General features: G+C 38.6%; 4 protein-coding genes. 1 reads left to right on the forward strand and 3 read right to left on the reverse strand.

Annotated elements, in window-relative coordinates; translation table 11 throughout:
• Window positions 1–298 precede the first annotated feature (298 nt).
• The 3 genes from CWC18_RS21665 to CWC18_RS20585 all read right to left on the reverse strand — a co-directional run bounded on the left by CWC18_RS21665 (window position 299) and on the right by CWC18_RS20585 (window position 2,694).
• Window positions 299–586, reverse strand: coding sequence for a 2OG-Fe(II) oxygenase (locus CWC18_RS21665; protein WP_249348072.1), 288 nt, complete (start codon window positions 584–586; stop codon window positions 299–301).
• Between the two features lie 104 nt (window positions 587–690).
• On the reverse strand, window positions 691–1,440 hold the full coding sequence (locus tag CWC18_RS20580; protein WP_138592239.1) for a hypothetical protein: 750 nt from the start codon (window positions 1,438–1,440) through the stop codon (window positions 691–693).
• A gap of 48 nt (window positions 1,441–1,488) precedes the next feature.
• Complete coding sequence (locus tag CWC18_RS20585) at window positions 1,489–2,694, reverse strand: tyrosine-type recombinase/integrase (RefSeq protein ID WP_138676029.1); 1,206 nt, start codon at window positions 2,692–2,694, stop codon at window positions 1,489–1,491.
• Window positions 2,695–2,814: 120 nt separating this feature from the next.
• Here CWC18_RS20585 and sbcB point away from each other — a divergent pair, with 120 nt between their 5' ends.
• On the forward strand, window positions 2,815–4,284 hold the full coding sequence (gene sbcB, locus CWC18_RS20590; RefSeq protein WP_138676030.1) for an exodeoxyribonuclease I: 1,470 nt from the start codon (window positions 2,815–2,817) through the stop codon (window positions 4,282–4,284).
• Window positions 4,285–4,689: the final 405 nt, after the last annotated feature.

Here is a 4,689-nt window from a genome sequence, read left to right on the forward strand (position 1 = left end):
GCGAATTGACCTAATGATAAGCCACTTTCAACCAGCTTTCTAATGACTGCTTGTTTATGATCTTCTGGATAATGCTTCACTCATAACTAACTTACCGCTCCCTGTTTTATTTTATGAAAAACTGAGGCGACAACTATCCTGACACAGGGGGCTAGATTTATTTATAAGGTCTTCTATCTTGCTAAGTTTGGAATCAAGTAAGACAAAAAGCTCCTTCATCTCACCAAAAGAGCAAACCGTTGATAGTAAATTTAATTTTCCTGCCATCCTTATTCCTCATATTCCAATATATCGATTATTACTCTTTAACCCAGCCAATACTCAATAAATACCTGTTTCCTGACTCAACCTTTGATACCGAGTGTTCAGATTTATCTGGTCTAAAAAGTTTAACTCGCGAACTCTCATAAATAGGATTTTCACAAAGAAACTGACCGCCACTTTTAGCAGCCTTGATTATAATGTTTAGTCTGTAGTGCTTGCCTTTAGAAACCTTATCTCTATGAGGTGGTATCTCACTCCCCTCTTTAAACCTCAATAAGTAGCAATCAAACTTAATAAGCCAGTACGCTCCGGCTAGTAGCATTTTATCATAGCCAGATTGTTGCCGACCTTTTTGCCATTTTAATCAATTACTAAACATTCAATTAACCTAACTATGTTATTACGCTAAAAGCTTTATTCCAATTTTTAAAATTTCATACCGGCTCTTTCTAATGAAGTTTTTAGAGTCCCTGTCCTATGCTTTTCTTGACAGTAACTTTGCAGCTCAATGAGTAAATCACCAAAATCTTTGAACGCTTGATTGTGAAATGTATTAGTCAAAACGCTAAAACCTGATTCAATATGATCTAAAAGCTTTCCTTCGAACCGAGCATAAATCTCAAATTCAGTTGCAGGGCTATCTTCTTTTATCTTTGCATAGATTCCAAAAGCACCTGAATAATTTGGATGAGCATACTCTGAAAGTTTATCATACCACTCTTTTAAGCTTACGGTTTCATTTATAAACTTTTGAATATTATAAGCTTTTGGCAAATCTTCATTAGCTTGTGATTTGTTAGAAAAACTAAAAAAAAACCTTTCCGAGTTAGAGAGAAATAGTTCAAGCTTTAGGTTTCCATTCACTAGAGAGCGCATCTGTTTATTCAAAAACAGGAGTACCGCAAGTGTTTCCAAGGCTGAACGTAATGAAATTAATGCGGAACAATACATTTTTTCTTTGTATAGGTAATAAGTTGATCTCATAAGGTCTAAAAATCGGCACCTCAAAGCTTCGCTCTCACAATGAATAATGTGAGGCACTATATAGTCTATATCTCTATATAGTGGCTCTATAGACCTTCTTCTAAACTTTAAATATGCCTCAATACACTTCATTGATTCATTAATTGTGCGAATTTGTGAAAATTCTTTTTCATTCATTTTTATATCTGTCATTTACTCTTTTACCCCCAAGGCAGGCTCTGACTTATAATAGGAGAAAAGCTAACTTTTAAGGTTTGCTATTGCCTCGTTTATTTTTTTCCAATACAGTTCGTACCCTTCTGCTTGCGCTTTTATATAGTCATGTTTGTTGTACACTGCCATAACCCCTCGCCTAGCATGCCCAAGCATTTTTTCTGTGACATAAGGAGGTATATCTAATTCACTTAACAATGTACTTATAGATCGGCGCGCGTCATGAGGCACAAACTTGGCTGTTTTATGCTCTTCATGAAGATAACCCCATATTCTTGCGCAAAACCGATTTACTGCATGCGTCGTTATCGCTTTTCGAGGACTGCTGCCAGGACAAATGTAACCTTTTTTACCGTAGACTAGTGCAAGCGAATCCAAGATTTCTTGCATCTTTTTTGTGATCGGACGCCGAATTGGTTTATTAGTCTTAGAGTTCTCAGGTGGGACCGTCCAGATTTTGTTTTCCTCATCGATATGCTCCCATTTTAATTCTCGTATTTCTGATTGACGAGCTCCGGTTAAAAAAACAAGCTGTAAACAGGCTTTATTTGCGGGAGCAGCTCTTGCTTGCTCTATCTTTCGCCACAAAAGTGCCAGCTCATTAAATGGTAGCCATCGCTGACCTTGCGTTGCTGACTCCCCTACATGCTTTGTTTGCAAATTAAAGATGGGGTTATTGTTAGGTAACTCCCCTCGCATTGCAGCCCAGTGTAATACTGTTTTAACTCTCACCAATATCACTGACGCGGTTTTAGCTGTGCCATTTTCTCTAATATAGTCAAAATATTTATGCCAATCGGCAGCTGTCATTTCACACGCTGGCTTATCTTTTAAATACGGTAACACCCACTTACCCATATGATGTGAATAGACTTCTTGCGTTTTAGGTTTGTATGTGTGCAATGTATTGTTTAACCATTTCTGGGCTAACTCCGAGGCCGTTGGGTCATCTGCGGCCCCTTTTGAATAGGCTTTATACGCTTTACGTGGATCCTCTCCTATTGAGAGCCAATGCTTTAAGTGTGGTATAAGGTCTTGTGCATCTTTTAACGACACCTCAGGATAATACCCCAATGACATGATCACGGGCTTGCATAAATAGCGACAACGATATTGCCAAAGCACACTGCCGTTTTTATTACGTTTTACGCGCAGGCCGTCTCTATGAGATAATGTAATTGGGTCGTCTTTCTTGTTTGCGAGTTTTCGCAGTTTTGCATCAGTAAGAGCCATTTATTTTTTTATACACACGCAATGTTTTTTATATACATACTTATATACACACTTGTGAATAATTGCAAGAAACAAGAAAAAACTAGCTGAACAGTAAATTCAACATAAGCCTTTGATTTAATGAATAATAGTAACGATAAAGACATACAGAAAAACAACGAGAATATACCAAGTATCTATTGGCACGACTATGAAACGTTTGGAGCAACCCCTCAGAAAGACAGGCCAAGTCAGTTTGCAGGAATTCGTACTGATTATGACCTAAATATTATTGGTGAGCCGCTAATTGAATACTGTAAACCAGCACCCGACTATTTACCTCACCCAGAAGCCTGCTTGATAACGGGGATCACACCACAACACGCTCAAAAGCACGGTCTCATTGAAGCTGAGTTTATGGCAAAAATTCATGCGCAATTTAGCCGCCCGGGTACGTGTGTCGCAGGTTACAACAGTATTCGTTTTGATGATGAAGTGACGCGATATAGCTTATACAGAAACTTTTATGACCCTTATGAACGTGAATGGCAAAACGGAAATAGCCGTTGGGATATCATAGATTTAGTGAGGGCGTGTTATGCACTGCGCCCAGATGGCATTGAATGGCCACTCAAAGAAGATGGCACGCCCAGTTTTAAATTAGAACATTTAACAGTTGCTAATGGCATTGAACATGGCGCAGCACACGATGCACTCAGCGACGTAACAGCCACTATTGACTTAGCCAAATTAATAAAAACGAAACAACCCAAATTGTTTGATTTCTTCTTTAGCCTGCGTAACAAAAAAGCATTGCTCGATATTATCGATGTATTCAACATGCAGCCTTTGGTGCACACCTCATCTCGAATTCCCGCGACGCAAGGATGTACAACCTGGATTGCGCCAATGAGTTTTCACCCCAGTAACAAAAATGCGGTGGTATGTTTTAACTTAACAGAAAACCCTCAAGTCTTACTCGACTTGTCAGTCGAAGAACTCAGAGAGCGTTTGTATACCAAACGTGTTGATATGATTGAAGGTGATTTACCCGTTGGTTTAAAACTAGTACATGTGAATAAGTGCCCTATTCTTGCGCCCGCAAAGACACTATTGCCTGAAAATGCAGCTCGGCTAGGTATTGACCGGGAGCAATGTTTAAAACACTTAAAAGTATTGAAAGAACACCCTGAACTGCGAGACAAGGTAGCAGAAGTGTTTAATGAGCAAGGTGATTTTAGCGCTACAACTAACCCTGACTATCAGTTATATAATGGCTTTATTAGTAAGTCTGACAAAGCAAAGTTCGCGGTTGTCAGAGATGCTCAACCAAGTGCATTAGGTGCACTAAACCTTGAATTTGAAGATGCTAAATTTACTACAATGCTCTTTAGGTATCGTGCGAGAAACTGGCCTGAACTGCTCACCCCTTCAGAGCTCGATTCATGGCGTAAATATTGCCAAAATAAACTGATGCATGGTGAAGATAACCCTTCAATTTCAGCTGAAGACTTTATGTTAACGCTTGAAAATCTAGTGCATGAAAATGATGGCAATGAGAAAAACTTAAATATACTCAAATCGCTCTATCATTACGCGCAAAGTTTGTAGCATTTTCGCTCATTTAAAGCGCCGAGCGTAAGTCTGACTAAGTGGTGTATTAAAGGCCATCTTTTGGTGAAGCAGTATCTTGTTTCACCATTTTTACTATTAAACACTCTATGAGTTTCTCAAATAATTAAAGCGTAACAGCTAGCTTTAGCCAAACAGCGCTAGGTGCTTTCTCAGATGGCCCTTACGTGTCAATGAGCGGCAACAAGGTAAAAAAGTATGCGGTGCTGCATGATATTTATAATAAACAGGCAGTATTCCAAACGTTAATTTTTAACAACCAAATTATTTATGTTAACAATAGTTGGGGCTTTTCGGCTTAGACGATTTCATATTTTGAATGCTTTTAATCTTACACCGTAATTTAAACAAAAAGCAGCTATATACTAATGCCAGTCAGTTAAC

This window comes from Pseudoalteromonas aurantia, from assembly GCF_005886875.1.
GTDB classification, from domain to species: Bacteria; Pseudomonadota; Gammaproteobacteria; order Enterobacterales; family Alteromonadaceae; genus Pseudoalteromonas; species Pseudoalteromonas aurantia_A.